A 26,792-nucleotide genomic window follows, 5' to 3' on the forward strand; every position below is an offset into this window, starting at 1 on the left:
GGCTACACTGCTGGCCGGGGCTTTAAGATTCCGTGTTCCAGGCCGGTAAAGACGTCGTCATCTGGACGGTCATTGCCAGCATGGGGCACACACTGGGCGAGCTCCTCTGGAAGCCGCCCTTTTTTTGTGCAAGAGCATTATGCAAAGCAGCAGCAATCTATTTCCTGTGGCCTTGATCAGCGCCGAGCGTCGCGGCGATCTGAGCGAGGATGTCTATCGCTTGAAACCGGGCAACAGCCCTGACAGCAGCGTCGAACTGGCGGTGACGCGTTTGGGCATGGCCGATGCGCCAGAGTCCCGTGGCGTCCCGGTGATCCTGCTTCATGGCAGTTTTTCCAATCGACGTTTCTGGTTTTCGCCCAAAGGCCTGGGCCTTGGGGCTTATCTGGCGCGTGCCGGCTATGACGTGTGGATCCCGGAAATGCGCGGTCACGGCCTGTCCCGGCGCAACCAGAACTACCGCAAAAACCGCGTCGCCGACTATGCCCGCTATGACCTTCCGGCCATCGCCGCGTTTGTGCGCGAGCAAAGCGACCAGGTGCCGCATTGGCTGGGCCATTCCCTGGGCGGCATCACCCTGGCGGCTGCATTGGGCGGGCAATACCTGGGCGAGCCTGCCGTCGCGTCGGCGGCGTTCTTCGGTACTCAGGTCAGCCGTACTTACTGGCCGTTGAAGATTCCACCGGTGGAATGGAGCGGGCGCTTCATTCTCAAGCGGTTCGCTCAACTGTCAGGTTCGCGCCTCAAGCGTGGTCCGGAGGACGAGCCGATTGGCCTGGCTCTGGAAAGCATGCGCTGGTACGGGCTGTTCGGGCGCTTCGGTGATGCCGACAAAGACTGGTGGGCCGGCCTGGCCGACGTACACGTGCCGGTGTTGGCGGTCAGTGCCAGCGGTGATCACCAGGACCCCACCTGGGCCTGTCAGAAACTGTTTGATCACATCGGCTCCGAGCACAAGCAGTTCGTTTGTCTCGGGCGCGAGCAGGGTTTCAGCGACCACTTCGGTCATGTGGAAATGCTGATCAGCAAAACCGCCCAGGCTGAAGTCTGGCCGATGGTGGCGCGTTGGTTGAAGGATCAGCAAACACCGTTGCTGGGCGAGAAACCGCAGATGGCAGCGGCTGGTTGAAGCGTGCGCGCCGACAAGAATATTTCGCTCTCAGCGGCTTACGGATAAGATATGACGAATTACGTCGCTCTGGTCACTTTGGGTTGCTGAGTCAGTATTATGTTCGTGCCGTTAGAGCGCTTGATCAATCTGGAGGAAGGTTACCGACAGACTTTTCAGGTCGGTGGGCGTAGCGTGCTGTTGTTGGTGCTGGATAATCAGCCGTTGCTGATCGAGGACCGCTGCCCGCATCAGGGGGCGCCCTTATCCAGAGGCACGCTGACTAACGGTGTTTTGCGTTGTCAGCGTCACGGTATCGAGTTTCAGCTACCGGGTGGCCAGTCCTTGCAACCGTCCTGCCCGGGCTTGAACCTGCTGAAGCCGACCTATGAGGGTGACCGCATTGGTGTCGACATCTAGGGCCGGTGGTTAAACCGCAGTGCGCTGGGCTCGTTTCATTAAAGTGGCTTTGACGACGGTCACCTTTCTCAATCGTGTGCTTTCCCTTACAGGAGTTTCTCGATGAACCATTACCTTACCCCCGATCTGTGCGACGCCTACCCGGAACTGGTGCAAGTGCTGGAGCCCATGTTCAGCAACTTCGGTGGCCGTGATTCCTTTGGTGGTGAAATCGTCACGATCAAGTGTTTCGAAGACAATTCGCTGGTCAAGGAGCAGGTAGAACTCAAAGGGAATGGCAAGGTGCTGGTGGTCGATGGCGGCGGCTCGCTGCGTTGTGCGCTGCTGGGCGACATGCTGGCCGAGAAAGCTGCGAAAAACGGGTGGGAAGGGCTGGTGGTCTACGGCTGCATCCGCGACGTCGATATCATTGCCCAGACCGATCTGGGGGTGCAGGCCTTGGCCAGCCATCCCAAGAAGTCCACCCGGCGAGGTATCGGTGAGCTGAATATCGCGGTGACCTTCGCTGGCGTGACTTTGCGCCCGGGTGAATACATCTATGCCGACAACAATGGCGTGATCATTTCGCCAAGCCCGCTGAAAATGCCTGAATAAACAGTCGAGTCAACCAAGGGGTGAGGATGTTCGAGGAAGAAAACGCGCAGTGGGGGCTGGTACATGCCCTGGTGCTGGATGGTGAAGGCGGTGCGCGTTCGATTGCCCGGACTGAACTCGATGACTTGCAACTGCAAGCCCATGAAAGTCTTTGGCTGCATTGGGATCGAAGTCATCCGCAAACCCAGACCTGGCTGCGTAAATCCAGCGGTTTGAGTGAGTTCAACTGTGATCTTCTGCTCGAAGAGAATACCCGGCCGCGCCTTCTCGCGCTGCCGGACTGCGAACTGTTGCTGTTTTTGCGCGGAGTCAATCTCAACCCTGGCGCCGAACCCGAAGACATGGTGTCGGTGCGCATCTTCGGGTCTGCCCAGCGGGTCATTTCCCTGCGGTTGCGCCCTCTGCGGGCAACAGATGAGTTACTGGTGCAACTGGCCGAGGGGAAGGGACCGAAAACCACCTCCGAACTCGTCCTTTATATGGCTCAGTACCTCACCAATAAAGTGCAGGACCTGGTCAGCGACCTCTCTGAAGTGGTCGATGATGAAGAAGAAAAGCTGGATACCGACGAACGGTATACCCCGGAGCATGGCGCCATTTTGCAGATACGTCGCAGGGCCGCCGGGCTCAAGCGGTTCCTTGCCCCGCAGCGGGATATTTTTGGTCAACTGACACGGATCAAACTGCCGTGGTTCGTCGAGGGCGACGGTGATTACTGGAACGAATTGAACAACAGCCTGACGCGCTATCTGGAAGAGCTCGAACTGACCCGAGAGCGCGTGGGGCTGGTGCTTGAGGCCGAAGATCGGCGTTTGAGCGTACGAATGAACCGCACCATGTACCGCTTCGGGATCATCACCGGAATCTTTTTGCCGATGAGTTTTCTCACCGGTTTGTTGGGCATTAATGTCGGTGGAATTCCGTTTTCCGCCAACCCCTACGGCTTCCTGATTGCCTGCCTGATGATTGTGGCGGTGGCGCTGGGGCAGTGGTGGTTGTACCGACGTTTGCGCTGGGTCTAGTGGTGAGCCATGTGACCCGGAGAATTTTGATCGCGTCTTTCACAGACATCACGAGAGGTGCGTATGCACGATCCGTTTGAACAGTCTTTGCGTGACATGCTGAAAGCCTCGCCGTCCACCCGGGACGACGATGCCTGCCTGGGTCGCGTGTTGAAAACCGCCAACCGCCAGGTCGGTGCCGGTGATCTGTTCAGCTTGCTGGGGCGCTGGCTGCCGGCGCTGATGATCGCCTTGAATAACGGTTCGGCCCACGTCTCGCCGGTTTCCCGTCTTAAACCTACTGCTCGCACTGCTGATAAGGCTGATTGAATATGGAACTTGATCTCTGGACTCAGAGCCTCGTCACTGCGATGACCGCGTTGTGGACCAAGGTAGCGAACTTCATTCCGAACCTGTTTGGCGCCCTGGTGGTGCTGCTGTTGGGTTTTGTCGTGGCCAAGCTGCTCGACACCTTGCTCTCCAAACTGCTGGCCAAACTGGGGCTGGATCGCCTGATGGGCGGTACCGGTCTGACCAAATTGCTCTCGCGTGCAGGCTTGCAGGTGCCGATCTCGACCCTGATCGGCAAGATCGTCTATTGGTTCGTTCTGCTGATTTTTCTGGTTTCTGCTGCTGAATCCCTTGGCTTGGAGCGAGTTTCGGCTACGCTCGATATGCTAGCGCTGTATTTACCGAAGGTCTTCGGTGCCGCGCTGGTGTTGCTGGTCGGGGTTTTGCTGGCGCAACTGGCCAATGGGCTGGTGCGTGGCGCTGCTGAAGGTGTAGGGCTTGACTACGCTGCTGGTCTGGGCCGTATTGCTCAGGGCCTGGTGATCATCATCAGTATTTCTGTGGCCATCAGTCAGTTGGAAGTCAAAACCGACCTGCTGAACCATGTGATTGTCATCGTTTTGATTACCGTTGGTCTGGCTGTTGCCTTGGCCATGGGGTTGGGAAGCCGGGAAATTGCCGGTCAGATTCTTGCTGGAATCTATGTGCGTGAGTTGTATCAGGTTGGGCAACAAGTGCGTGTTGGTGAGGTCGAAGGCCAGATCGAAGAGATCGGCACGGTTAAAACTACATTGCTGACCGACGAGGGTGAGCTAGTCTCACTCTCCAATCGGATCCTCCTGGAACAGCATGTAAGTAGCCGCTAACCCGGCAAACCCTGCTAATGTATGCCGCCGCAAAATGTCCGAGAACACGGGCTGCGGCGGACATTGACCTGACTGTCGGCCCGACTTGTTTTGAATAAAGCCCAATCGCTATCCATGCGCTACGACCCCCGCGAGCTCTCTGATGAGGAGTTGGTCGCGCGCTCGCACACGGAGCTGTTTCACGTCACGCGCGCCTATGAAGAATTGATGCGGCGTTACCAGAGAACCTTATTTAACGTGTGTGCACGTTATTTGGGGAACGATCGTGACGCAGATGATGTCTGTCAGGAAGTGATGTTGAAGGTGCTCTATGGTCTGAAGAACTTCGAGGGGAAATCGAAGTTCAAGACATGGCTATATAGCATCACGTACAACGAATGCATCACACAGTATCGGAAGGAACGGCGAAAGCGTCGCTTGATGGACGCATTGAGTCTGGACCCCCTCGAGGAAGCGTCTGAAGAGAAGATGCCAAAACCTGAGGAAAAGGGTGGACTTGATCGCTGGTTGGTGTATGTGAACCCGATTGACCGGGAGATTCTGGTGCTACGCTTTGTCGCAGAACTGGAATTTCAGGAGATCGCAGACATAATGCACATGGGATTGAGTGCGACAAAAATGCGCTACAAGCGCGCTCTAGATAAATTGCGTGAGAAATTTGCAGGCATTGCTGAAACTTAGTTCGGCGCAAATATCTCTTACGTGTAGGCAAGTTCTGATAGACTTGCCGCCGAGTTGTCCCCCGGTTTGCGGGACTGCTTCACAATCACCAGATGGGGATTTAACGGATGAAACTGAAAAACACCTTGGGCTTGGCCATTGGTTCTCTTATTGCCGCTACTTCGTTCGGCGCACTGGCACAAGGCCAAGGCGCAGTTGAAGGCGAGCTGTTCTACAAGAAGCAGTACAACGACAGCGTTAACCACGTCGAAGACGGCTTCAACCCTGGCGCCTCCATCGGTTACTTCTTGACCGACGACCTGTCGTTGAACGCTACTTACGACAAGACGAACCACACTCGTTCGAATGACGGCACTGGCAACCAGAAAATCAAGGGCGATAACTTCGGCCTGAACGCTCAGTACCACTTCAACAACGCTGGCGATGCTCTGCGTCCATACGTTTCCGGTGGCGTTGCTCACAAGAGCATGACCAACGTTGCGGCCACTGGCCACACCGGTCGCGACCAGTCGACTTTCCTGACTGCGGGCGCTGGCGTTAAGTACTACTTCGCCGAAAACTTCTTCGCCCGTGCTGGCGTTGAAGCTGACTACAAGCTTGACAACGGCAAGTGGGACTACGCTCCGACCATCGGTCTGGGTGTTAACTTCGGCGGCGGCAACAAGCCTGCTCCAGCTCCAGTAGCTCCAGCGCCGGCTCCAGAGCCAGAGCCAGAAGCTCCAGTTGCTGAAGTGGTACGTGTTGAGCTGGACGTCAAGTTTGACTTCGACAAAGCTGTTGTTAAGCCAAACAGCTACGGCGACGTGAAGAACCTGGCTGACTTCATGAAGCAGTACCCACAGACCACCACCGTTGTTGAAGGTCACACTGACTCCGTCGGTCCTGACGCTTACAACCAGAAGCTGTCCCAGCGTCGTGCTGACGCTGTGAAACAAGTTCTGGTCAAAGACGGTATCGACGCTAACCGCGTTCGCTCGGTTGGTTACGGCGAATCCCGCCCAGTTGCTGACAACGCAACTGAAGCTGGCCGCGCTGTTAACCGTCGCGTAGAAGCGCAGGTTGAAGCTCAAGCTAAGTAATTAGCTTCGCAGTTCAGAAAAGCCCGGCTTAGGCCGGGCTTTTCTTTGCCTGCGATTTAAGGAACTGATCGAAGATTCTCTTGTACCCACCTTAGGCAGATTGCTCGACATCCTGTGCGCTCAGGCCCCGTTTCCAAAGAGCATTTGTCTGTGTCTCATCCATTGCACATGCTGCCACCGCACCGATCACCAGGATAGCCGGGCTTTTCAGTTGAAACGCGTGGGCGTCTTCCTGCATGGCTGTCAGGTCACTCCGACATTCACGTTGCTGGGGCAATGACGCATTTTCAATCATCGCCACGGGCGTATCCGCCGCGAGGCCACCCGCAAGAAGCTGTCGACGAATGTCGCCCAGTTTCGCCACGCCCATGTAGATCACCAGCGTGGTACCGCTTTGCGCCAGGGCGGACCAGTTGAGTTCGCTGTCGTCCTGAGTGTGGGCGGTGACCAGCGTCACTCCCCGGGCAACACCGCGCAGGGTCAGCGAAATATCGCATTGGGTGGCTCCTGCCAGGCCCGCCGTAATGCCATTGACCAGCTCGACATCGACTCCATGTCCGCGCAACCACTGTGCTTCTTCACCACCACGACCGAAAATGCACGGATCACCGCCCTTGAGCCGGACCACGCACTTGCCCTGGCGGGCATAACGCAGCATCAAGCGATGAATGAACGCTTGCGGAGTAGAGCGACAGCCGCCGCGTTTGCCCACCGCAATGATGTGTGCCCTCGGGCAATGAACCAGCACCGCTTCGTTAACCAGGTCATCGATCAGCACCACATCGGCTTCGTTCAGCGCCCGTACGGCTTTGAGGGTCAGCAATTCAGGGTCGCCGGGACCTGCACCCACCAACCAGACTTTTGCGCTCATGTTTTCTTCCTCACGAGGTGATTGCGATTGGCTGCACGCTGGCTGCCAACAGACGCTTGATTTGCGGGACACAGGAGCCGCATTGCGTGCCGCATCCCAGTTGTTGCTTCAGGCCCTGCAAGTCCAGCCCGCTGCGAATACCGGCACACACCGCGCCTTCACTGACGTTCTTGCAGTTGCACAGGGTTTTGTTGGCATTGACGGATAAGCCTGCGCTGCCGGGTGGCGTGCTCAGCGGAGCCAATAGCCAGCGCCGTAGCTGATCGTCGGCCCGACCTTCCAGCCACAGGTTTTGCAGCCAATGTTGTGCAAGGGTTTCGCCGGCCAGACGAATGGCGATGATTCGTCCGTTTTCGATGCGCACCCGTTTACCAATCGCTCGGCGTGGGTCGTCGTAGGCCAAGACTGGGCCATCGTTAAGCCCCAGTTGTTGATCAATGTCATGCAGTCGCTGTGGGGCAGGTGCCTGGCTGCTGGCTGCGCGAATCAGCAATGCAGGGCGTTCCCGTCCGGTGAGGCTGAGGCTGACGTAGGCAAAGTCCTCGCAAAGCGGTCGTAAGGTCTCGAAATGCTGTTGGACATTGCCCTCAACCAATGCGAACAACTGCCATGGCAGCGTGACCGGTTCGATACGCACGCCGCTGTGTTTGAGTTCGGGTTGTTTTGACAGGGGGTCGAACGCTGGTTGCGTGATGGCATTCACACCGCCCTTGAGAAAGCGATCCCCCCAGTGCATCGGCAGAAACGCCTGACCTGGGCGCACGCTGTCGTCGCTGCCGACGGAGACGATCAAACTGCCCCGACGGCTTTTCAGATTGACCAGGTCACCGCTTTGCAATCGATGCCGTCGCAGTTCATCAGGATGCAGGCCCAATATCGCCTCGCTGACATGGCCGAACAGTTGCGCGGCGGTGCCAGTGCGGCTCATGCCGTGCCACTGGTCGCGCAAGCGTCCGGTGATCAGGGTCAGTGGAAAGCGTGCATCGCGTTGCTCCTTGGCGGCGCGATAAGGGTCGGCGACAAACTGCGCGCGACCGCTTTCGGTGGGGAATATCCCGTCCACGTAGAGCCGTGGCGTGCCGTTCAAGGCACCCTCCGCAAAGGGCCATTGCTGCGGGCCGAGCCGGTCGAGCAGGGTGTGGCTGATGCCGGACAGGTCCAGGTCCCGCCCGCGTGTCAGGTGTTTGAATTCGTCAAAGATTTGCGCCGGTTGTTCGAAGGTAAACAGGCTGGGCAGTCCCGGACGCAGACGTTGCTCCAGGCGTTGTGCGAAATCCACGGTGATTGCCCAGTCCGGGCGCGCTTCACCCGGTGCGTTAATGGCACGACGAACGTGGGAAATTCGCCGCTCAGAGTTGGTTACCGTTCCTTCCTTCTCGCCCCAACTGGCGGCAGGCAGCAGCAGATCGGCGAAGGGCGCGGTTTCTGTGGTGCGGAAGGCCTCTTGCAGTACCACGAAGGGGCAGGCCTGTAACGCCGCGCGTACGGACTGTTGATCCGGTAGCGATTGTGCCGGGTTAGTGCAGGCGATCCACAGTGCCTTGATCTTGCCGCTTCGGACCTGTTCGAACAGTTCGATGGCGGTCAGCCCGGTGGTGTCGGGCAGCTTTTCGACACCCCAGTACGCCGCCACTTCGGCGCGATGCCCGGCATTGGCCACTTCACGATGTCCGGGCAGCAAGTTCGACAAACTGCCGGTTTCGCGCCCCCCCATGGCATTCGGCTGACCCGTGAGGGAGAACGGACCTGCGCCCGGCCTGCCGATTTGTCCGGTCGCCAGGTGCAGGTTGATCAGTGCGCTGTTTTTCGCGCTGCCGGCCGTGGACTGATTCAACCCCATGCACCACAGCGACAGAAAGCTAGCCGAGGTACCGACCCATTCGGCGCATTGCTGCAACTGTTCAACACTGATTCCGCAGAGCTGTGAAACCATGTGCGGGGTGTAATCGCGCACCAGGGTTTTCAGCTCGGCCAGGCCTTCGGTGTGAGCCTTGATGAATTCACGGTCGACCCAGTCTTCCCACAGCAACAGGTGCAAGATCCCATGGAACAGCGCGACATCGGTGCCCGGCAAAATCGCCAGGTGCAGGTCGGCCAAATCGCAGGTGTCAGTCCGGCGCGGGTCGATGACGATGACTTTCATCTGTGGTCGGCGGGACTTGGCTTCTTCCAGTCGACGAAACAGCACCGGATGGGCGTAGGCCATGTTACTGCCGACGATCATCACGCAATCGCTCAGCTCAAGGTCTTCATAGCTGCACGGCGGGGCATCGGCGCCCAGGCTGCGTTTGTAGCCGACCACGGCTGACGACATGCACAGCCGCGAATTGCTGTCGATGTTGTTGGTGCCCACCAGCGCCCGCGCCAGTTTGTTAAAGGCGTAGTAATCCTCGGTCAGCAATTGGCCCGAGATATAGAACGCCACGCTGTCCGGGCCGTGATCGGCAATGGTGTTGGCAAACACATGGGCGGCGTGGTCGAGGGCCGTATCCCAATCGGTCCGCCCGCGCGCCAAATCCTTGCTCAGCCGCAGTTCGGGGTAAAGCGCCCGGGCCGCAAGGTCGCCGGTGAGGTGCAGCGTCGAGCCTTTGCTGCACAGTTTGCCGAAGTTGGCCGGGTGCGTCGGGTCGCCGCTGACACCGAGGATTTGCTCACCGTCATGCTCGATCAGTACGCCACAGCCCACCCCGCAATAACAGCAGGTCGAGGCGGTCGTCTGGCGGCTCATCAGCCTGCTTCCCGCAGGGCGAGCATGACCCGACCGTTCTCCACCCGCGCCGGATGGTGATGGGCGCAGCCGATGTCTGGCGCCTGGGCCTCGCCGGACGCGAGGTCGATTTGCCAGTTGTGCAACGGGCAGGCAACCCGTTTGCCGTAGATCAGGCCTTGGGACAGCGGTCCGCCCTTGTGCGGGCAGCGGTCATCGAGGGCGAAAACCTCGTTGTCACTGGTACGAAATATCGCAATGTCACCTTTTGGTCCGCTGACAATGCGCGAACCCAAGGCGTTGATCTCTTCCAGTGCGCAGATATCCAGCCAGTTCATGCTGGCACCTCCAGGTTTTTCACGGGGATGACATCGAATTCTTTCTTCAACAGCGGCTGCTCGAGGCGCTCTTTCCACGGGTCCTGCTCGAATGACAGGGAGAATTGCAGCCGATCATTGAGTGCCTTGCGACGCGCCGGGTCTTGCAGCACGGCTTTCTTGATGTGCTCCATGCCGACCCGTTGCAGGTAGTGCACGGTGCGTTCGAGGTAAAAGGCCTCTTCGCGGTACAACTGCAGGAAGGCGCCGTTGTATTCGCGTACTTCCTCGGCGGTTTTCAGTTTGACGAAGAACTCCGCGACCTCGGTTTTGATCCCGCCATTGCCGCCGATGTACATCTCCCAGCCCGAATCCACGCCGATAATTCCGACGTCCTTGATGCCCGCTTCCGAGCAGTTGCGTGGGCACCCGGAGACCGCCAGTTTCACTTTGTGCGGCGACCACATGTTGAACAGGTCATGTTCCAGCTCGATGCCCAGTTGCGTGGAGTTCTGCGTGCCGAAACGGCAGAACTCGCTGCCGACGCAGGTTTTGACTGTGCGGATCGATTTGCCGTAGGCATGGCCGGACGGCATGTCCAGATCTTTCCAGACGCCGGGCAGGTCCTGTTTCTTGATCCCCAGCAAGTCGATACGCTGGCCGCCGGTGACCTTGACCATCGGCACGTTGTACTTGTCGGCGACGTCGGCAATGCGCCGCAGCTCTGAAGGGTTGGTCACACCGCCCCACATCCGTGGGACTACCGAGTAAGTGCCATCTTTCTGGATGTTGGCGTGGGCGCGTTCGTTGATCAGCCGCGATTGCGGATCGTCCCTGGCCTCGCCCGGCCATGTGGAAATCAGGTAGTAGTTGAGGGCCGGGCGGCAGGTGGCACAGCCATTCGGGGTGCGCCAGTTCAGGTAGCTCATGGTGTCGGCGATGGTCAGCAGGTGCTGTTCGCGGATGGCCTGGCGAATGTGCCCGTGGTTGAGGTCGCTGCAACCGCAGATGGCTTTTTCGCTTTTCGGTTTGACGTCTGCTGCGCCGCCGACGGTGTTGATCAGGATCTGCTCCACCAGTCCTGCACATGAGCCGCAGGAGCTTGCCGCTTTGGTGTGTTTCTTGACCTCGTCGACGCTGAACAGCCCGTGTTCCTGAATCGCCTTGACGATGGTGCCCTTGCAGACGCCATTGCAGCCGCAGACTTCGGCGTTGTCAGCCATGCTCATGGCTTTGTCCTGGCCCTGGTGGCCTACATCACCCAGAGCCTGCTCGCCGAACATCAGGTGATCGCGGATCTCGCCGATGGCATGGTTCTCTCGAATCTGCCGGAAATACCAGCCGCCATCCGCGGTGTCGCCGTACAGACAGGCGCCGACCAGCACGTCATCCTTGATCACCAGTTTTTTGTAGACCCCGCCGATGGGGTCGGAAAGGGTAATGGTCTCGGTGTCTTCGCCGCCCATGAAGTTACCGGCGGAGAACAAGTCAATGCCGGTGACCTTCAACTTGGTCGAGGTCACCGAGCCTTGATAACGGGCGAACCCCAGTTGAGCGAGGTGATTGGCGCAGACCTTGGCCTGTTCGAACAGCGGCGCCACCAAGCCGTAGGCGATGCCTCGGTGGCTGGCGCATTCGCCGATGGCGTAGATGCGCGGGTCATAGGTTTGCAGGGTGTCGTTGACCAGAATCCCGCGGTTGCACGCGATGCCGGACTTTTCTGCGAGTTCGGTGTTGGGGCGAATGCCTGCCGCCATCACCACCAGATCGGCGGGGATGATGTCGCCGTTCTTGAACTGCACCGAGCCGACCCGGCCATTGCCGGCGTCGTGCAGGGCCTGGGTCTGTTCGCATAGGCGAAAGTGCAAGCCGCGACCTTCCAGGGCAGCTTGCAGCAGTTCGCCGCTGGTTTTGTCCAGTTGCCGTTCCAGCAGCCACTCGCCGATGTGCACCACGGTCACGTGCATACCGCGCAGCATCAGGCCGTTGGCGGCTTCGAGGCCCAGCAGGCCGCCGCCGATCACCACGGCATGTTTGTGGGTTTTGGCGGTATCGATCATGGCCTGGGTGTCGGCGATGTCGCGGTAACCGATCACGCCTTGCAAGGTGTTGCCAGGGATCGGCAGGATGAATGGCGTCGAGCCGGTGGCGATCAGCAAGCGGTCGTATTCGGCTTCGCTGCCGTCTTCGGCGATAACCCGGCGTTTGACCCGGTCGATCTCCACCACTTTGCGGTTGAGCAGCAGTTTGATGTGGTTATCCTGATACCAGCTCAGGTCGTTGAGTACGATGTCTTCGAAGGCCTGCTCACCCGCCAGCACCGGCGACAGCAGGATGCGGTTGTAGTTGGTGTGAGGTTCGGCGCCGAAGACCGTGATGTCGTACAGCTCGCCGCTCAGTTTGAGCAGCTCTTCCAGGGTCCGGACCCCGGCCATGCCATTGCCGATCATCACCAGTTTTAGTTTTTTCATCAGGTTCTCCGGGGGAGCTCAGGCGTGCCTCATCAGGGCGGTCAGGCTGGCTCGAGATATTTTGCGCAAACAAAAAAAGGCGTCCCGCTAGTTGCCTAGCGAGGACGCCTTTGTCCTGGTCCCTGCTCTGAGGGAAGCTCAGCCTTCGTCGTTGAAGGCTGGGCTTTATGTATGGTGAAACAGGTAATGCAGTGGTTGTGCCAAATCGGGGGAGGGCTTGGTTTTGTTGGGGTTGCTTCGTTATTCAGTGCCTGACTTGAGCTTTTTGCACCGAATCAAGGCGCATCGCCCGTTAATGGAGCGTATGGGCGATAGATTTGAGGGGGCTATCAGTCCGCTTTCGCGAGCAAGCCCGCTCCCACATTTGATCAACGTCGTATGCAGATGTTGTGTTCGCTGAAGATCTCCTGTGGGAGCGGGCTTGTTCGCGAAAGGCGCGACTGGATCTCAGCCATGAAATGCCAGATACAACACCACCAGATTGATCAGCAACGACACCAGCGCCAGGGTCCGCCAGACCTTCAACGGTTCACGTTCCAGCAACGGTCTTGGTCGCACACTCAAACTGCGCCGTTCACCTTGCTCCAGCACCAGCAACCATTCCTCCGCCGTCTCATAACGTTGTGCCGGGTCGGCGCACACCGCACGTTCCAGGCTTTGTCCCAGCCAGTCGGGTAAATCCGGCCGATAACGGTTGGCGTTGATGGGCAGGCCAAAGCGCGGTCGCTGAAAGGCTTCGATTTCCCCGTAGGGGTAATGCCCGGTGGCCAGGTAATAGAGCGTCACGCCGACCGAGTACAGATCCTGTTGCGGTGTCGGTGAAATCCCGTTGAACGCTTCCGGGGCAATGTAGCTCGGGGTGCCCGGCAGCGCATTCGATTGGTCTTCGGATAAACCGGTGCAGTACGCCAGGCCGAAATCCAGCAGCCGTAACTCACCGTCGTCAGCCAGCAACAGATTTTCCGGCTTGATGTCGCGATGGAAGATCTGCCGCCGATGCAGCATGCCCACGGCCCGCAGCAGACGCTCGGCCAGTTGTTGCCATTGGGGCAGCGGCAACGGACCGTTTTGCGCGAACAGTTCGGCCAGGGTCAGCCCCGGATACTCGCGCATCACGTAATACAGGTGTTGACGTTGAGCTGCCGGGTGAATTTCCGGAAAGCTGCGACCGGCAACACGCTTCAGAAACCACTCCTCGGAGAGCAGAGCCTGTGCGGCCGCTGTGTCGTTGCTCAACGGCAAGGGCAGGGTTTTCAGCAGCCACGGCTGTTGCTGTCCATCGCGTATGCGATAGATCAGCGACTGCTGGCTGTGCCCAAGCAGCCTCTCGACCTGCCAGCCCTCGAAGACCTGACCGGGTTTGAGCGCTGGCGGCAGCGGCCATTGCTGCAAATGAATCAGTGCATCACCGATGCTCGCTTCGCCAAGGGCGTCGACTCGCACCAGCAGCGCGCTGGCGTTGTCCTGGCTACCCGCCAGGTGTGCGGCGTGGACGAGGGTTTGCGCGGCGCTTTGCAGGTCGGGCTGGTCGCGCAGTATGGCCGCGATGGTGGTGTCGCCCAGCGTCGCCCACACCCCATCGCTGAGCAGGACGAAACTCTCGCCTGCGCGCAATTCACCGTCGAGAAAGTCCAGCATCAGGTGCTGGTCCAGCCCCAATGCACGCTTGAGCACATGCTGCATGCCCGGTTGCTCCCAGACGTGATCCTCGCTGATGCGCAGGAGCTGATCGGCATGCCAGCGGTACACTCGGCAGTCGCCGACATGCGCCAGGGTGAAGCGTCGACCTCGCAGCACCAGGGCGCTGACGGTGGTGAGCAACGGCAAGCCGCCACCGTTGGCCTGTAACCAGCGATTTTGTGCCAGCAGCAAGCGATCCAGCGCTTGGGCCACGCCCCAGGTTTGCGGCGTGGTGTAATAGTCCAGGGCCAATGCCTGCAGGGTTGTCCGGGCGGCGAGACCGCCATCGGCGCACTGGCTGACGCCGTCGGCGATGGCGAACAGAAACCCCTTGCTGGCCGCCAGTTCGGCGGCCGGCGTGACCAGGCGCAGGGCGTCCTGGTTCTCGTCCCGTGGGCCGATGGCGCTGGCCTCGGCGAAGCTCAGTTGCAGGCTCATCGTCCCTTCAGACCCGCGCCGCCGTCACTGCCGCCGAGCCCCAGGTGGTTCTCCAGCGACGCTTGACTCCGTGCAGGCCAAACCACGCCAGTACGCCAAGGCTGGCGAACAACCACAGCGCCAATTGGTAACTGCCGGTGCTTTGTTTGATCGCACCCATGCCCGCCGCCAGGGCAAAACCACCGATGCCACCGGCCATACCGATCAGTCCGGTCATGACGCCGATCTCAAGGCGAAAACGTTGCGGTACCAGTTGGAAAACCGCACCGTTGCCGGCTCCTAAACCGAGCATGGTGCAGACGAACAGCGCCAGTGCCGCGTAGGCGCTGGGAAGGTTGAAGCCCACGGCGGCGATGCAGAGAGCGGCGAAGGTGTACATCGCCAACAGGGTGCGAATACCGCCGAAACGGTCCGCCAGCGCGCCCCCGAGTGGCCGCATCAAACTGCCGCCACATACGCACGCGGCGGTGTAGTAGCCAGCGGTGACCGGGCTCAAGCCGTATTGATCGTTGAAGTAGCCGGGCAGGGCGCTGGCCAGGCCGATGAAACCGCCGAAGGTTACGCTGTAGAAGAACATGAACCACCAACTGTCGCGGTCACCCAAGGCCTTGAAATAGTCGCTCATGGCTTTGGCTTTCGGTCGTTGAGGGGCGTTTTTCGCCAGCCAGGCAAACACAATCAAGGTCAGGATCAGCGGGATCAAGGCAAAGCCGAAGACGTTGCTCCAGCCAAACGCTGCTGCGAGCACCGGGGCGATCAGCGCCGCGAGCACCGTACCCGAATTGCCCGCGCCCGCGATGCCCATGGCCTTGCCCTGATGCTGCGGCGGATACCACTGCGAGGCCAAGGGCAGGGCGACGGCGAACGAGGCGCCGGCCATGCCGAGGAATACGCCAAGCAGCAGGGCTTGCTCGTAGCTGTGGATGCCGAGTTTCCAGGCGCCGAACAGCGCGCAGATCACGATCACCTGGCCAATCAGCCCGGCGGTTTTGGGTGACAGACGATCCGCCAGCAAGCCCATCACGAAGCGCAGGATGGCCCCGGCCAGAATCGGCGTGGCCACCACCAGTCCGCGTTGCTGGGTGGTCAGGTGCAGGTCGGCGGCGATTTGCACCGCCAAGGGGCCGAGCAAGTACCAGACCATGAAGCTCAGGTCGAAATACAGGAACGCTGCGAACAGGGTCGGGGTGTGGCCGGATTTCCAGAAGCTTGAATTCATCGCGCACCTCAGCGGTTTAGAGTCTCGATAGGAGTCGTGAGCGTTGCGGTGGGGCGCCGCAACGGCCGCACCACCGGCCCCGGGCTGTGGGGCCAAAACGAAAAAACGCCGCCACCTGATTCGCCGTGAGGGGCGAACGGGTGAGCGACGTCTTTGTCGTAGGTGGGGCAACCGCCGTTGGTTACCTGTGCCGATTACATAGCGAGATCTGTGCCAACCGCCTGCTTTTGTGGCGAGGGAGCTTGCTCCCGTTCGGCTGCGAAGCAGTCGTGATCTGGCTGATGGGCTTTATCTGACACGATGCGCTGGCAGGTTTTGGGGAGCTTCGCACCCCAGCGGGAGCAAGCTCCCTCGCCACAACGATCGGCTCAACCCAACAACTCGCTCATGGCAATGATCTGCTCCGCCACCTGGATCAGCTTCTGCTGGCGGCTCATGGCCTGGCGGCGCATGAGGGTGTAGGCCTGCTCCTCATTGCAGTCCTTCATGTTCATCAGCAAACCCTTGGCCAGTTCGATGCGCTTGCGCTCGGCCAGTTGCTGGTCACGAGCCTGGAGTTGGGCGCGCAGCGCCTGATCGCTTTCGAAACGCGCCATCGCCACGTCGAGGATCGGTTGCAGGCGCGCGGCATGAATGCCTTCGACGATGTAGGCACTGACGCCGGACTTGATCGCCTGGCGCATCACTCCCGGGTCGTGCTCGTCGGTGAACATCACAATCGGCCGTGGCTGGTCGCGACTGACCAGCACCACTTGCTCCAGCACGTCGCGGCTCGGTGACTCGGTATCGATCAGGATTACATCCGGGCGCACCGTTTCGACGCGTGCGGGCAGGTCGATGGTCAGGCCGGACTCGTCGATCACCTCAAAGCCTGCCTCTGTCAGCGCGGCTTTGAGTCGCCCGACTTTTTTTGCGGTGTCGTTGATCAGCAGGATACGCAACATGGTCATGGCCTCCTGTCAGCGGCGGGCGAGAAGGGCGGGAGTGTCGGCCATGGCGTGCAGCTTGAAGCTTCGGGCGTACGCCGCCGGGTCCGAGCCATCCCAGGTTTTACCGTCGATCAACTGACTGCTGCGCATCTCCTGGCCCAAAGCTGCGACGCCCAGCGCCCTGGCGGCGTCGTGGTAGACGCCCAGTTGCTGGACCTGGCGCGCCACGCCCAGATAGTCCGGGTCTTCGCGCAGCAAACCCCAGCGCCGGAACTGGGTCATGAACCACATGCCATCGCTCAGGTACGGAATGTTCACCTCGCCATCGGCATGAAAGCGCAGCGCGTGCGGGTCCTGCCAGCGATGGCCGAGGCCGTCTGCGTAGTCGCCCGACAGACGCGGTTCAATACAGTCCAGCGGCGCGTCGAGGTAGGCGGGGGCGCTCAACAGCTGTGCGGTGCTGCGGCGGTTTTCGCTGCTTTGTTCGATGAAACGGCTGGCTTCCAGAATCGCCATGACCAGGGCTCGGGCGGTGTTCGGGTAATGCTCGACGAAGGCACGGGTGCAGCCGAGGACTTTTTCCGGGTGATCGGGCCAGATAGTCTGGCTCGTCGCCAACGTGAAACCGAGGTTCTGCCGTACCGCGCTGGCGCTCCAGGGTTCGCCGACGCAGAAACCGTCGATACGCCCGGCCTGCAGGTGCGCGACCATTTGCGGTGGTGGGACCACGACGCTGTCGACATCGCGCAATGGATGAATGCCCTGGCTCGCCAGCCAGTAATACAACCACATGGCGTGAGTGCCGGTGGGGAAGGTCTGGGCAAAGGTGAGTTTTGGGCGACGTTGGTGCACATGCAGGTCCAGCGCTTCAGGACAGGTCACGCCCAAGGCTTGCAGGCCGTGGGAAAGGTTGATGCTCTGGCCGTTCTGGTTCAGGCCCATGAGCACCGCCATGTCCGTTGTCGCCACGCCGCCGATCCCCAGGTGTACGGCGTAGATCAAGCCGTACAGGCTATGGGCGGCATCCAGTTCGCCGCTGACCAGTTTGTCCCGCAGGTTGGCCCAGGACGACTGGCGCTTGAGGTTCAGCGTCAGGCCATAGGGCTGAGCGAAGCCCTGGGTCGCGGCAACGACCACCGAGGCGCAGTCGCTCAGGGCCATGAAACCCAGGTTGATCTCGGTTTTTTCCGGGGCATCGCTGCCGTTGACCCAGGCCAGAGGGCCTGCTTGAGGTTCAGTCATCGTATAAGCACCTTGCATGAAAAAGCGCCGTACCCGGACCGCCGTGAAAATCAGGCCGGATGACGACGCCGTTGTCCTTTCCATCAGCCCTGTGGGGCTCATCCCGTCGTTGGCATGAGTGCTGATGCGCTAACAAGTGCAAGGCATATGCCACTGGCTGCTGATTTCATCGTGCGCCTCGCGTGCGAGCCCCATGCCCGGCTATAATCGCCGCCTTACTTCGCCGCCAACCGAGTCAAACCCGCCCATGTATACCCTGGCCCGCCAACTGCTGTTCAAACTCTCCCCGGAAACCTCCCACGACCTGTCCCTGGACTTGATCGGTGCAGGCGGGCGTTTGGGCCTCAATGGCTTGCTGTGCAAGTCGCCGGCGCAGTTGCCGGTGAACGTCATGGGGCTGGAGTTTCCCAATCCGGTGGGGCTGGCGGCGGGGCTGGACAAGAACGGTGCGGCCATCGACGGGTTTGCCCAATTGGGTTTTGGCTTCGTTGAAATCGGCACCATTACCCCACGTCCACAGCCAGGTAACCCCAAGCCACGGATTTTCCGCTTGCCGCAGGCCGAGGCGATCATCAATCGCATGGGTTTCAACAACCAGGGCGTCGATCATCTGCTGGCCCGTGTGGCCGCTGCCAAGTACAAGGGCGTGCTGGGGATCAACATCGGCAAGAACTTCGACACGCCGGTCGAACGTGCCGTCGACGACTACCTGATCTGCCTGGACAAGGTGTACACCCACGCTAGCTACGTGACGGTCAACGTCAGTTCGCCGAACACCCCTGGCCTGCGCAGCCTGCAATTTGGTGATTCGCTCAAGCAACTGCTGGCGGACCTGGCCACACGCCGGGCCGAGCTGGCGCTGCGCCACGGCAAACATGTGCCACTGGCGATCAAGATTGCCCCGGACATGACTGACGAAGAAACCGCTCAGGTTGCACAAGCGCTGGTTGAAACCGGCATGGACGCGGTCATCGCGACCAACACCACCCTGAGCCGCGTCGGCGTTGAAGGCCTGGAGCACGGTGACGAGATGGGCGGTTTGTCGGGTGCACCCGTGCGTGACAAGAGCACCCACACCGTGAAGGTGCTGGCAGCCGAGTTGGCTGGGCGTTTACCGATTATTGCGGTGGGCGGGATTACCGAAGGCAAGCACGCGGCTGAGAAAATCGCCGCGGGTGCGAGCCTGGTGCAGCTGTATTCAGGCTTCATCTACAAAGGTCCGGCGCTGATTCGTGGATCGGTCGACGCCATAGCGGCCTTGCGCTAAACCCTGGGTATGGGTAAGGGCTTTTGTGGCGAGGGGGCTTGCTCCCGTTCGGCTGCGAAGCAGTCGTAAATCATACAATCGCGCTTTACCTGATACACCGAGTTGATTGGTTTTTGGGCCGCTTTGCAACCCAGCGGGAGCAAGCCCCCTCGCCACAGAAGCCCCACCGTAATTTTTTACAGGCATAAAAAAGGGCTCCTCGAAGGAGCCCCTGGGCCGAAGCCCGCCGTCCGGATGGGACGTGCGTGGTTAAGGTGTTGCGTATTCAGATTGTCGTGTCGGAATGTGTGCCCCGTTTAGCCGACGGCGTGAAGTTCGTTGAGTCTATGGATTCCCGCAGTGCCGGTCATACCGTCCCAGTTGTCGCCGCGTCCTTCTCGCCAGCCGTTGATCCAGGCTTGGCGTACCGACGGTAGAGTAAATGGGCAAAGCTCACGGGATTTACCACCAACGCCATATTGATATCCGCGCAAAAATGCTCTTTCCAACGGATCACGCTTAAGTCTTCTCATAGGGTGTTTCCCTCACTTGTTGACTGTATTTTTCGCGTCGACCTCTATTGAGGTCTGGCAGAAAATTCTCTGCCGTTGGCGGCTCGCTGCCGGCGTCGCGAGCCAAGGTGTTGACGCCGTTGCGACGTCAACCTGTAGTGAGTTCTAACCAAAGCGTCACATCGAGGGAATGATCGTTTTGTCATAAGCACGTAACCATCTAGGTGCTATGGCCATAAGAAACATCTCGTTTGTAACCGGTTTGATAAGCAAAGCCCGGTATGATCGGGCTCCCAGTAAATGATGGGGTTAATGCTTTAGTGAGAATGCCCACCCGTTGCACTCGGGTACTATTCGACGAAGGGTCGAGTTATGACATTTTGTTGCAACGAATTTTTTATCTGCCCCTGCATCTAAGCTCTTTTCAACCTTCGGGTGTTGAGTCGCAGGGGTGGAACGGCACACCTTCGTGCCACGCGAGCGCTCTTCAAGAAAAGCGCTTGATTGAAAACCGGACGGTCGATGCGTTGCCCGTTCACTTATTGCTAAAGGTCCTGGAATTCCCATGTCGGAACGTTACGAACTCTTCCTCACTTGCCCTAAAGGTCTCGAAGGCCTGCTCATCGAGGAAGCCGTCGGGCTTGGCCTTGAGGAAGCGCGTGAGCACACCTCGGCCGTGCGCGGCATGGCCGACATGGAAACGGCCTATCGCCTGTGCCTGTGGTCGCGTCTGGCGAACCGGGTGCTGCTGGTCATGAAACGCTTCCCGATGAAGGACGCCGAAGACCTGTACCACGGCGTGCTGGATGTCGAGTGGCAGGATCACATGCTCAACGACGGTACCCTGGCCGTCGAGTTCAGTGGTCACGGCTCGGGCATCGACAACACGCACTTCGGCGCCCTGAAAGTGAAGGACGCCATTGTCGACAAACTGCGTACCCCCTCGGGCGAGCGTCCATCCATCGACAAGCTCAACCCGGACCTGCGCATTCACCTGCGTCTGGACCGTGGCGAAGCGATCCTGTCGCTTGACCTGTCCGGTCACAGCCTGCACCAGCGCGGCTATCGCTTGCAGCAAGGCGCGGCGCCGCTGAAGGAAAACCTCGCGGCAGCGATTCTGATTCGTTCCGGCTGGCCACGTATTGCTGCCGAAGGCGGCGCTCTGGCCGACCCGATGTGCGGTGTCGGTACGTTCCTGGTCGAGGCCGCGATGATCGCCGCCGACATGGCGCCGAACCTGCGTCGCGAGCAGTGGGGCTTCACTGCCTGGCTGGGTCACGTACCTGCCCTGTGGAAAAAACTTCACGAAGAGGCCACCGCTCGCGCTGCTGCCGGCCTGGCCAAGCCACCGCTGTGGATTCGTGGCTACGAAGCTGACCCACGCCTGATTCAACCAGGTCGCAACAACGTCGAGCGCGCCGGTCTGAGCGAGTGGATCAAGATCTACCAGGGCGAAGTCGCGACGTTCGAGCCGCGTCCGGATCAGAACCAGAAAGGCCTGGTGATCTGCAACCCTCCGTACGGCGAGCGTCTGGGCGACGAGGCGAGCTTGCTCTACCTCTACCAGAACCTCGGCGAGCGTCTGCGTCAGGCCTGCCTGAACTGGGAAGCGGCGGTGTTCACCGGCGCACCGGACCTGGGCAAGCGCATGGGCATCCGCAGCCACAAACAGTATTCGTTCTGGAACGGTGCCTTGCCGTGCAAGCTGCTGCTGATCAAAGTCCTGCCGGACCAGTTCGTCACCGGCGAGCGTCGTACCCCGGAACAGCGTCAGGCTGAACGCGAACAGGCGGCCTACGATCAGGCGCCGGTCGAGCCGCAAGAGCGTCAGTACAACAAGAACGGCAACCCGATCAAGCCAGCGCCGGCCCCGGTGCCCGTGGTTGAGCAGGCGCGTCTGAGCGAAGGCGGGCAGATGTTTGCCAACCGCCTGCAAAAAAACCTCAAGGCGCTGGGCAAGTGGGTCAAGCGTGAAGGCATCGACTGCTACCGCGTCTACGATGCCGACATGCCGGAATACTCCATGGCCATCGACCTGTACCACGACTGGGTCCACGTCCAGGAATACGCCGCGCCAAAATCCATCGATCCGGAAAAAGCCTCGGCGCGGATGTTCGATGCCCTGGCGGCCATTCCGCAGGCCTTGAACATCGACAAGAGCCGTGTGGTGGTCAAGCGTCGCGAGCGTCAGAGCGGCACCAAGCAGTACGAGCGCCAGAGCGCCCAGGGCAAGTTCACCGAAGTGAACGAAGGCGGCGTGAAGTTGCTGGTCAACCTCACCGACTACCTCGACACCGGGCTGTTCCTGGACCACCGTCCAATGCGCCTGCGGATTCAGAAAGAGGCGGCCGGCAAGCGCTTCCTCAACCTGTATTGCTACACCGCGACCGCCAGCGTGCACGCGGCCAAGGGCGGTGCGCGCAGCACCACCAGCGTCGATCTGTCGAAAACCTACCTGGACTGGGCACGACGCAACCTGTCGCTCAATGGCTTCTCGGACAAGAACCGTCTGGAGCAGGGCGATGTGATGGCGTGGCTGGAAGCCAGTCGTGACGAGTTCGACATGATCTTCATCGACCCGCCGACCTTCTCCAACTCCAAGCGCATGGAAGGGATTTTCGACGTCCAGCGTGACCACGTGCAGTTGCTCGACCTGGCGATGGCGCGCCTTGCACCGGGCGGCGTGCTGTATTTCTCCAACAACTTCCGCAAGTTCCAGCTCGAGGAAAACCTCGCCGAGCGATATGCCGTGGAAGAAATCACCGCGCAAACCATCGACCCGGACTTCGTGCGCAACGGCAAAATCCACCGCGCCTGGAAAATCACCCTGCGCTAAGCGCTCAATGGATCCACAGAGCTTGATGCCAGTCAGTTAAGTGAAATCCTTGTGGGAGCAAGCTCGCTCCCACCTGTTTCGTGCTCTAACTGATCGGCATTACCCACAGAGCCTTGATTTTCAAAGGCTCTGTGGATTCATAACGCTGGTCAAATTAATGGCTAATAGCTATAACTCAGGCACAGCCTGAGTGTGGCCTACACTCGCTGGCGTTTATGAGTTGCGCCTATGTCGTTGCAAGCCGTCCGCCCCAAGATCCTGGGCTTTATCAGCGAAGATGTTTCGGCCTGGCGGGTCGCTTTGTTGGTATTGCTGGCCGGGGGAATTCTCACGGGGTTACTCGCCTGGGCGACCCTCAATCTGTTCCAGCATCAGTTGCGACAACGCTTTCAACTGCTTGCCAGCGAACGCTACAGCCGCATCGAAGAACGCTTTCAGGACCAGGAGCAACGCCTGGACAGCCTGCGGCGATTCTTTGTCAATTCAAGTGTAGTCACACGTCAGGATTTCGATGGCTACGCCAAGCCGCTGCTGCACCGTACTCAGGCCTATGCCTGGGCGCCTCGGGTCAGTCGCGCCGAGCGGTCGGCATTCGAGGCGAGGGTGCGGGAACAGGGTTTGGCAGGCTTCAGTATTCGTGACCTGAACGTCGCCGATGAGTTGCAAGTGGCCGGTGAGCGCGATGAGTACGTCCCTGTGCTCTACAGCCAGACGCAAAGCCACCTCGGTTCGCCTTTGGGTTACGACCTGCTCGCCCAACCCCTGCGCCGTTCGACGCTCGAACGGGCGCGTTCCCACGGCGGTCTCGCGGTCTCGCAGCCCATGCACCTGGTCGGTGTCGACCAGGCCTACGCCCGTGGCGTGCTGCTGGTGGCGCCGGTCACCGCGCGTGAGGCGGCGACAACCGAGCCGTATGGCTACGTCATCGCGGTCATCAGCCTGCGGCAATTGGTGGCCGACGGCTTGCCTGAGCAGAGTCATGACAATCTCTCGGTGCGTATCCTGGACCTGTCCGCCGGGGAACAGCACGAAGTGCTGTACGAGTCGCTCAATCCGCCAGCCTCCAGCCGTTTGCTGACAACGCGTTTGTTGCGTTTGGGCGATCACGACTATCAAGTGGATATCCGCCCAAGCGCCGCATTCATGCAGACCAACCACTCCTCGGTGGCCAGCCTGGTGGTGCTCGGCGCGCTCTTGAGCCTGTTGCTCAGCGCGTTGCTCTATGTGCTGGTCAATCAGCGACAGCGAGCATTGACGCTGGTGGAGCAGCGCACTCGGGAATTGCGCGCCCGTGAACAAGAGTTGCGCGGTACCCACGGACAACTACGCAGCGTGCTGGATGCAGCGACCCAGGTGGCAATCATCGCAACGGACCTGCGCGGCGTGATCAGCACCTTCAACGCCGGCGCCGAGCAAATGCTGGGCTACCGCAGTGGCGAAGTGCTGGGGCGCATGAGGTTGGAAAACCTGCACCTGCCCAGAGAGCTTGAGGCGCGGGCCAGAGAGTTGAGCGAACGCTATGGCAAGCCGATTTCGAGCGCTCAGGCCATGCAGGTAGAAGAAGGTGAGCAGGACGGGCATGAGGCGCGCGAATGGACGCTGGTGCGGTGCGATGGCAGTCATCTGGCGGTGAATATGCTGACCACGCCGGTGCTGGATGAGCACGGCTTGTGGGTCGGGCACCTGGCGATCTGTATCGACATCACCGAGCGCAAGCGGGTGCACGAGGCGCTGGCGGCGCGCGACCTGTTACTCAAGAAACTCAGCGCCCACGTGCCCGGCGGGATCTATCAATGCAAGATGGAGTTCGACGGTCGTTTCAGCGTGATTTATGCCAGCGACGGTATCCGTGAAATCTACGAACTTGAGCCGGATGTGTTGCTGATGAACGCCGAAGCGATCTTCGCCCGCATTCACCCGCAGGATGTGTCCCGCGTGCGCGCCTCGATTCGCACCTCGGCGAACAGGCTCAGCCCTTGGCGCGAGGAGTACCGCGTGCAATTGCCGCAGCGCGGTTTGCGCTGGGTGCGGGGTGAGGCAACGCCGGAGGAACTGCCGGGCGGTGGCGTGTTGTGGCATGGCTATATTTCCGATATTTCCGATTTGAAGCGGGTCGAGGAAGAGCTGCGCGCCCTGTCGGTGACCGACGCCCTGACCGGCATTCATAACCGGCGTTATTTCCAGGAACGCCTGACCTCCGAAATGGCCCGGGTCGAGCGCGCAGGTGGCGAACTGGCGGTGATCATGCTCGACATCGATCACTTCAAGCGCATCAACGACCAGCATGGCCACGCGGTGGGCGACCGGGTGCTCAAGGCTGTTTGCGAGCGCATTGGCCATCGTCTGCGGCGTACCGATGTGTTCTGTCGTCTGGGCGGGGAGGAGTTTATGGTGCTGTGCCCGGACAGCGACGCACAGCAGGCGCATACCCTCGCGATAGAGTTATGGCAGGGGTTGCGCAGCGCGCCGATTGACGAGGTCGGGATCGTGACGGCCAGTTTCGGGATCGCCGGCTGGCGTGCCGGGGAAGGCGCGGACGGGTTGTTGTTACGGGCGGATTCCGGGGTGTACGCAGCGAAACAGGCGGGCCGGGATCGGGTTGAGGCGCAACTGAGCTAGGGCTGCACGCTGATCCTTGTGGGAGCACGCCGGGCGGCCTGCTCCCACATTGGATCTTTGGTGCGTGGAGGTTCGGGTTACAGCGCCGAAGCGGCAGCCGTCAGCTTCGGCTGGCGGTACAGATCCAGCAGCACCTGATCGAGTACCGAGGACGCGCCAAACGGTTTTGGATCGTTGAGGATCGCCACTACCGCCCAGGTGTTGCCGTTGCTGTCGCGACTGTAGCCTGCGATGGCGCGCACGGTGTTCAGGGTGCCGGTCTTGATATGGGCTTCACCGGCCATGGCGGTGCGCTTGAGGCGCTTGCGCATGGTGCCGTCCATGCCGGCAATCGGCATCGAGCTGACGAACTCGGCCGAGTACGGGCTTCTCCAGGCAGCTTGTAGCAGACTGGCCATTTCACGGGCGCTGACGCGTTCTGCACGCGACAGGCCGGAGCCGTTCTCCATCACCAGATGCGGCGAGGTGATGCCTTTTTTCGCCAGCCACTGGCGCACCACGCGTTGTGCAGCTTTGGCGTCGTCACCGTCGGCGTCATTGCGGTACTGCGCGCCCAGGCTCAGGAACAGCTGCTGGGCCATGGTGTTGTTGCTGTACTTGTTGATGTCGCGGATGACTTCCGCCAGGTCTGGCGAAAAGGCGCGGGCCAGGACCTTGGCGTCTTTCGGTACGCTGGCCAGTCGGTCTTTGCCTTGGATGCTGCCTCCCAGTTCCTGCCAGATCGCACGGACGGCGCCAGCGGTGTAGGTGGCGTGATCGAGCAGCGACAGGTAGGTCTGGGAGCTGCAGCCATCTCCCAACTGACCGTTGACCGTCACGGTCACGCCGCCATCGGCCTGGGTCACCGGGTTGTAGCGAACATCACCGGCGCACTGCTTGGAATTGATGGCCTTGACCTGGTTGTCGATGCGGATGCTGGCGATCGGCGGTTCGACCGACACCAGCACTCGACCCGAATCGTTACGCGCCACAAAGCGCAGGGCCTTGAGATTGACCATCAGCGAGTCGGGTTTGACCAGGAAAGGTTTGTTTTCGTCATTGCCGTCGTCGTTGAACTCGGGCAGTTGCGGTTGCACGAAGAAGTTGCGGTCCAGCACCAGGTCGCCGGTGACCTGGCGCACGCCATTGGCCCGCAGGTCACGCATCAGCAGCCAGAGTTTTTCCATGTTCAGCTTGGGGTCGCCGCCGCCCTTGAGGTACAGGTTACCGTTCAGGATGCCGCCGCTGAGGGTGCCGTCGGTGTAGAACTCGGTTTTCCACTGGTGATTGGGGCCGAGCATTTCCAGGGCGGCGTAGGTGGTGACCAGTTTCATCGTGGAGGCTGGGTTGACCGACACGTCCGCGTTGAAAATGGTCGGGGTGCCGGGGCCGTTGAGCGGGATCATCACCAGCGACAGGGCATTGTCCTGCAGTTTGCTGGCCTTGAGGGCTTGTTGAACCTTGGGTGATAGCGCGGTGTTGATAGGGGCGGCAGAAAGAGGCAGGGCCAGGGGCAGAAGAAGGCTGGCCAGAAACAATGGACGCAAAGATTTGATCATCTGAAATAAAACCCTACAGCCGAGGGGAAAAAGAGGAGGGCATGTTGAAAAGTTCCCTCAGTGGTCATGAAAGTGTCGGCATTATGCCCAAGGTATAGCGCCTTGTGCTTCAGGCGCAGTGGCTAAT

General features: G+C 60.2%; 21 protein-coding genes. 11 read left to right on the plus strand and 10 right to left on the minus strand.

What is annotated here, in order from left to right; genetic code table 11:
• Positions 1 to 139: 139 nt before the first annotated feature.
• From AC1Z1G_RS09035 to AC1Z1G_RS09070, 8 genes are all read left to right on the plus strand, one after another.
• The gene (locus tag AC1Z1G_RS09035; protein WP_483626526.1) at positions 140 to 1,129 is read left to right on the plus strand and encodes an alpha/beta fold hydrolase; all 990 of its coding nucleotides are present in this window, start codon (positions 140 to 142) and stop codon (positions 1,127 to 1,129) included.
• A 99-nt stretch (positions 1,130 to 1,228) separates the two neighbouring features.
• On the plus strand, positions 1,229 to 1,528 hold the full coding sequence (locus AC1Z1G_RS09040; RefSeq protein ID WP_483626527.1) for a Rieske (2Fe-2S) protein: 300 nt from the start codon (positions 1,229 to 1,231) through the stop codon (positions 1,526 to 1,528).
• Between the two features lie 102 nt (positions 1,529 to 1,630).
• The gene (gene rraA, locus AC1Z1G_RS09045) at positions 1,631 to 2,122 is read left to right on the plus strand and encodes a ribonuclease E activity regulator RraA (RefSeq protein ID WP_483626528.1); all 492 of its coding nucleotides are present in this window, start codon (positions 1,631 to 1,633) and stop codon (positions 2,120 to 2,122) included.
• Between the two features lie 26 nt (positions 2,123 to 2,148).
• Positions 2,149 to 3,144 (plus strand): zinc transporter ZntB, encoded by a 996-nt coding sequence (locus tag AC1Z1G_RS09050; RefSeq protein WP_483626529.1) that lies wholly within the window; start codon positions 2,149 to 2,151, stop codon positions 3,142 to 3,144.
• Positions 3,145 to 3,207: 63 nt separating this feature from the next.
• Complete coding sequence (locus tag AC1Z1G_RS09055; protein WP_347905013.1) at positions 3,208 to 3,453, plus strand: CrfX protein; 246 nt, start codon at positions 3,208 to 3,210, stop codon at positions 3,451 to 3,453.
• 2 nt (positions 3,454 to 3,455) lie between these two features.
• On the plus strand, positions 3,456 to 4,280 hold the full coding sequence (locus AC1Z1G_RS09060; protein WP_008027407.1) for a mechanosensitive ion channel family protein: 825 nt from the start codon (positions 3,456 to 3,458) through the stop codon (positions 4,278 to 4,280).
• Positions 4,281 to 4,370: 90 nt separating this feature from the next.
• Positions 4,371 to 4,961: an RNA polymerase sigma factor SigX gene (gene sigX, locus AC1Z1G_RS09065; RefSeq protein ID WP_483626530.1), complete on the plus strand. Its 591-nt coding sequence runs from the start codon at positions 4,371 to 4,373 to the stop codon at positions 4,959 to 4,961.
• 107 nt (positions 4,962 to 5,068) lie between these two features.
• Positions 5,069 to 6,040 carry an OmpA family protein gene (locus AC1Z1G_RS09070; RefSeq protein WP_483626531.1) on the plus strand — a complete coding sequence of 324 codons (972 nt, stop codon included), beginning with the start codon at positions 5,069 to 5,071 and terminating at the stop codon, positions 6,038 to 6,040.
• 91 nt (positions 6,041 to 6,131) lie between these two features.
• On the opposite strand, the gene cobA is transcribed toward AC1Z1G_RS09070, so the two are convergent.
• The 8 genes from cobA to AC1Z1G_RS09110 form a co-directional block, all read right to left on the minus strand.
• Positions 6,132 to 6,911 (minus strand): uroporphyrinogen-III C-methyltransferase, encoded by a 780-nt coding sequence (gene cobA / locus AC1Z1G_RS09075; RefSeq protein ID WP_483626532.1) that lies wholly within the window; start codon positions 6,909 to 6,911, stop codon positions 6,132 to 6,134.
• Between the two features lie 10 nt (positions 6,912 to 6,921).
• Positions 6,922 to 9,639 carry a nitrate reductase gene (locus AC1Z1G_RS09080; protein ID WP_483626533.1) on the minus strand — a complete coding sequence of 906 codons (2,718 nt, stop codon included), beginning with the start codon at positions 9,637 to 9,639 and terminating at the stop codon, positions 6,922 to 6,924.
• A complete protein-coding gene (nirD, locus tag AC1Z1G_RS09085; RefSeq protein WP_483626534.1) occupies positions 9,639 to 9,956 on the minus strand; it encodes a nitrite reductase small subunit NirD in 318 nt (105 codons plus the stop codon). The genes AC1Z1G_RS09080 and nirD overlap by 1 nt, the downstream gene beginning before the upstream one ends.
• Positions 9,953 to 12,406 (minus strand): nitrite reductase large subunit NirB, encoded by a 2,454-nt coding sequence (gene nirB, locus AC1Z1G_RS09090; RefSeq protein WP_483626535.1) that lies wholly within the window; start codon positions 12,404 to 12,406, stop codon positions 9,953 to 9,955. Before nirB ends, nirD begins: the two co-directional genes overlap by 4 nt.
• Positions 12,407 to 12,853: 447 nt before the next feature.
• Complete coding sequence (locus AC1Z1G_RS09095; RefSeq protein ID WP_483626536.1) at positions 12,854 to 14,524, minus strand: bifunctional protein-serine/threonine kinase/phosphatase; 1,671 nt, start codon at positions 14,522 to 14,524, stop codon at positions 12,854 to 12,856.
• Positions 14,525 to 14,531: 7 nt separating this feature from the next.
• Entirely contained in the window at positions 14,532 to 15,743 is a 1,212-nt protein-coding gene (locus tag AC1Z1G_RS09100) for a nitrate/nitrite transporter (protein WP_483626537.1), read from the minus strand.
• A 368-nt stretch (positions 15,744 to 16,111) separates the two neighbouring features.
• A complete protein-coding gene (locus AC1Z1G_RS09105) occupies positions 16,112 to 16,687 on the minus strand; it encodes an ANTAR domain-containing response regulator (RefSeq protein WP_347905028.1) in 576 nt (191 codons plus the stop codon).
• A 15-nt stretch (positions 16,688 to 16,702) separates the two neighbouring features.
• The gene (locus AC1Z1G_RS09110) at positions 16,703 to 17,914 is read right to left on the minus strand and encodes a CmpA/NrtA family ABC transporter substrate-binding protein (protein WP_483626538.1); all 1,212 of its coding nucleotides are present in this window, start codon (positions 17,912 to 17,914) and stop codon (positions 16,703 to 16,705) included.
• A 247-nt stretch (positions 17,915 to 18,161) separates the two neighbouring features.
• On the opposite strand from AC1Z1G_RS09110, the gene AC1Z1G_RS09115 reads away from it, so the two are divergent.
• Positions 18,162 to 19,181 (plus strand): quinone-dependent dihydroorotate dehydrogenase, encoded by a 1,020-nt coding sequence (locus AC1Z1G_RS09115; protein WP_483626539.1) that lies wholly within the window; start codon positions 18,162 to 18,164, stop codon positions 19,179 to 19,181.
• Between the two features lie 296 nt (positions 19,182 to 19,477).
• Here the strand turns inward: AC1Z1G_RS09115 and rmf are convergent, their stop codons facing one another.
• On the minus strand, positions 19,478 to 19,693 hold the full coding sequence (rmf, locus tag AC1Z1G_RS09120) for a ribosome modulation factor (RefSeq protein WP_003223300.1): 216 nt from the start codon (positions 19,691 to 19,693) through the stop codon (positions 19,478 to 19,480).
• Between the two features lie 544 nt (positions 19,694 to 20,237).
• Here rmf and rlmKL point away from each other — a divergent pair.
• Together rlmKL and AC1Z1G_RS09130 are read left to right on the plus strand one after the other, a co-directional pair.
• Positions 20,238 to 22,508, plus strand: a complete 2,271-nt coding sequence (rlmKL, locus tag AC1Z1G_RS09125) for a bifunctional 23S rRNA (guanine(2069)-N(7))-methyltransferase RlmK/23S rRNA (guanine(2445)-N(2))-methyltransferase RlmL (RefSeq protein ID WP_483626540.1) — start codon at positions 20,238 to 20,240, stop codon at positions 22,506 to 22,508.
• Between the two features lie 228 nt (positions 22,509 to 22,736).
• Positions 22,737 to 25,127 (plus strand): sensor domain-containing diguanylate cyclase, encoded by a 2,391-nt coding sequence (locus tag AC1Z1G_RS09130; RefSeq protein WP_483626541.1) that lies wholly within the window; start codon positions 22,737 to 22,739, stop codon positions 25,125 to 25,127.
• 77 nt (positions 25,128 to 25,204) lie between these two features.
• Here the strand turns inward: AC1Z1G_RS09130 and dacB are convergent, their stop codons facing one another.
• A complete protein-coding gene (gene dacB / locus AC1Z1G_RS09135; protein WP_483626542.1) occupies positions 25,205 to 26,665 on the minus strand; it encodes a D-alanyl-D-alanine carboxypeptidase/D-alanyl-D-alanine endopeptidase in 1,461 nt (486 codons plus the stop codon).
• Positions 26,666 to 26,792: the final 127 nt, after the last annotated feature.

The sequence above is a fragment of the Pseudomonas sp. JL27(2026) genome, assembly GCF_056933555.1.

Excerpts from the sequence above, each read along its gene's own strand:
- rraA (WP_483626528.1), top strand. The coding sequence starts at position 1,631 with ATGAACCATTACCTTACCCCCGATCTGTGCGACGCCTACCCGGAACTG.
- nirD (WP_483626534.1), bottom strand. The coding sequence starts at position 9,956 with ATGAACTGGCTGGATATCTGCGCACTGGAAGAGATCAACGCCTTGGGT.
- AC1Z1G_RS09110 (WP_483626538.1), bottom strand. The coding sequence starts at position 17,914 with ATGACTGAACCTCAAGCAGGCCCTCTGGCCTGGGTCAACGGCAGCGAT.
- AC1Z1G_RS09080 (WP_483626533.1), bottom strand. The coding sequence starts at position 9,639 with ATGAGCCGCCAGACGACCGCCTCGACCTGCTGTTATTGCGGGGTGGGC.
- rmf (WP_003223300.1), bottom strand. The coding sequence starts at position 19,693 with ATGAGAAGACTTAAGCGTGATCCGTTGGAAAGAGCATTTTTGCGCGGA.
- AC1Z1G_RS09115 (WP_483626539.1), top strand. The coding sequence starts at position 18,162 with ATGTATACCCTGGCCCGCCAACTGCTGTTCAAACTCTCCCCGGAAACC.
- AC1Z1G_RS09105 (WP_347905028.1), bottom strand. The coding sequence starts at position 16,687 with ATGTTGCGTATCCTGCTGATCAACGACACCGCAAAAAAAGTCGGGCGA.
- AC1Z1G_RS09040 (WP_483626527.1), top strand. The coding sequence starts at position 1,229 with ATGTTCGTGCCGTTAGAGCGCTTGATCAATCTGGAGGAAGGTTACCGA.
- cobA (WP_483626532.1), bottom strand. The coding sequence starts at position 6,911 with ATGAGCGCAAAAGTCTGGTTGGTGGGTGCAGGTCCCGGCGACCCTGAA.
- AC1Z1G_RS09130 (WP_483626541.1), top strand. The coding sequence starts at position 22,737 with ATGTCGTTGCAAGCCGTCCGCCCCAAGATCCTGGGCTTTATCAGCGAA.
- nirB (WP_483626535.1), bottom strand. The coding sequence starts at position 12,406 with ATGAAAAAACTAAAACTGGTGATGATCGGCAATGGCATGGCCGGGGTC.
- AC1Z1G_RS09100 (WP_483626537.1), bottom strand. The coding sequence starts at position 15,743 with ATGAATTCAAGCTTCTGGAAATCCGGCCACACCCCGACCCTGTTCGCA.
- AC1Z1G_RS09055 (WP_347905013.1), top strand. The coding sequence starts at position 3,208 with ATGCACGATCCGTTTGAACAGTCTTTGCGTGACATGCTGAAAGCCTCG.
- AC1Z1G_RS09050 (WP_483626529.1), top strand. The coding sequence starts at position 2,149 with ATGTTCGAGGAAGAAAACGCGCAGTGGGGGCTGGTACATGCCCTGGTG.
- AC1Z1G_RS09070 (WP_483626531.1), top strand. The coding sequence starts at position 5,069 with ATGAAACTGAAAAACACCTTGGGCTTGGCCATTGGTTCTCTTATTGCC.
- dacB (WP_483626542.1), bottom strand. The coding sequence starts at position 26,665 with ATGATCAAATCTTTGCGTCCATTGTTTCTGGCCAGCCTTCTTCTGCCC.
- AC1Z1G_RS09095 (WP_483626536.1), bottom strand. The coding sequence starts at position 14,524 with ATGAGCCTGCAACTGAGCTTCGCCGAGGCCAGCGCCATCGGCCCACGG.
- AC1Z1G_RS09060 (WP_008027407.1), top strand. The coding sequence starts at position 3,456 with ATGGAACTTGATCTCTGGACTCAGAGCCTCGTCACTGCGATGACCGCG.
- rlmKL (WP_483626540.1), top strand. The coding sequence starts at position 20,238 with ATGTCGGAACGTTACGAACTCTTCCTCACTTGCCCTAAAGGTCTCGAA.
- AC1Z1G_RS09035 (WP_483626526.1), top strand. The coding sequence starts at position 140 with ATGCAAAGCAGCAGCAATCTATTTCCTGTGGCCTTGATCAGCGCCGAG.